Source organism: Asanoa sp. NPDC050611, assembly GCF_040654855.1.
Lineage (GTDB): Bacteria > Actinomycetota > Actinomycetes > Mycobacteriales > Micromonosporaceae > Asanoa.
The window spans coordinates 1-1559 of record NZ_JBFAIU010000669.1; the positions used below are offsets into that span (position 1 = coordinate 1).

General features: G+C 75.2%; 1 protein-coding gene. It reads right to left on the reverse strand.

All coding sequences use genetic code 11. The features are described from left to right. Window positions 1-1527, reverse strand: a 1527-nt coding sequence (locus AB0H87_RS41680) for a glycoside hydrolase family 3 N-terminal domain-containing protein (protein WP_360159366.1), incomplete at its 3' end; no start/stop codon positions are given. Window positions 1528-1559: the final 32 nt, after the last annotated feature.

Here is a 1559-nt window from a genome sequence, read left to right on the forward strand (position 1 = left end):
CGGACGACGTCGACGACATCGGCGCCGCCGTCCTCGCCCGCGACGTCGCGAAGCACGCAGGATGGTGCCACGGGCCCGGGCGGTCGCCTCGAACGTCTCACGCACGACCCATTCGCCCGGCCCGGGACGGTCGTCGACGAGCAGGCCGTCCTCGTCGGCCCGCACGTAACGCCCGGCGGTCCGCAGCGTGAGCGCGCCACCGCCCCAGTCGAGGACGTCGAAGGACGCCGCGTCGCCGGCCGCGAGGCGCAGCGGCCCCGACTCGTCGGTGCACACCACGCCCGCCGGCGTGGACAGCGTCACCCGGTCGGCGCCTTCGACGTGGCGCACGGCGCCCGCACCGAGCCGCTCCGCCAGACCGGCGACGGCGGTGACCGCGTACGGCAGGGAGCCGCTGTACCAGTCGAGCAGCACGACGTCACCGAGCGGACCGACCACCGCGACGGTCTCGCCGGCGCGCAGCGGCAGCAGCCCGTCGTTCTGCAGCAGCACGATCGCCCGGCGCGCGGCCTCCCGGGCCAGCTCCTGGTGCGCGGGGCAGTTGACGACGTCGGTCGTGACGGCGGCGTAGGGGTTGTCCGGCGCCGCGTCGAACTCGCCGAGCGCGAACCGCACACCGAGAACGCGGCTGACCGCCCGGTCGATGTCGGCCGGCTCCAGCAGCCCGCGTTCCAGCGCCGCGGTGAGATGGCGGATCGTCGGACCGGAGTCGGTGCCGTCCTCGGTGAAGCAGTCGACACCGGCGCGCAGCGCGGCGGCGAAACCGTGGACGTGGTCCGGGTGGGTGCGCTGCTCGCCGGCGAGGTTGCTGGCCGCGCCCGCGTCGCCGACGACGAGCACGTCGTCGGCCGCCCAGCCGCGCAGCGTCTCCAGGAGCGGGCTCACGTGCGCCGGCCGCCCGTTGACCAGGTTGTACGACGCCATCACGGCGCGCACGGCGCCCGACGAGATGGGCGCCCGGAACGCGGGCAGCTCGTACTCGTGCAGGACCCGGGGCGGCAGGTCGCTGGAGGTCAGGTGCCGGTCGGTCTCGTTGTTGTAGCCGAGGAAGTGCTTCAGCGTGGGTACGGTCCGCAGGTAGGTCGGGTGGTCGCCGCGCAGGCCCGACGCGTACGCGGTGCCCAGCACGCCGGTGAGCCAGGGGTCCTCGGCGTAGCCCTCCTCGTTGCGGCCCCAGCGCGGGTCCCGCAGCGGGTTGACCACCGGCGCCCAGACGTTGAGCCCCACGGCCGGGTCCTTGCGGTGCATGCCACGGACCTCGTCGCCGACCGCCGCCCCGATCCGGCGCAGCAGGTCCGGGTCCCAGGTCGCGCCGAGGCCGACGGCCTGCGGGAAGACGGTCGCCGGGCCGAGCCAGGCGACGCCGTGCAGCGCCTCGGTGCCGGTGCGGAAGGCGGCGATGTCGAGCCGGGGGATCGCCGGCTGGTGCTGGTGGAGCAGGGCGATCTTCTCGGCCTGGGTGAGCCGGGCGACCAGGTCGGCCAACCGTTCCGCCACCGGCAGGGCCGGGTCCCTGAACTTCGTCATGAGCGTGCTCTCCTCCCGGGGCCGGCCAGGGC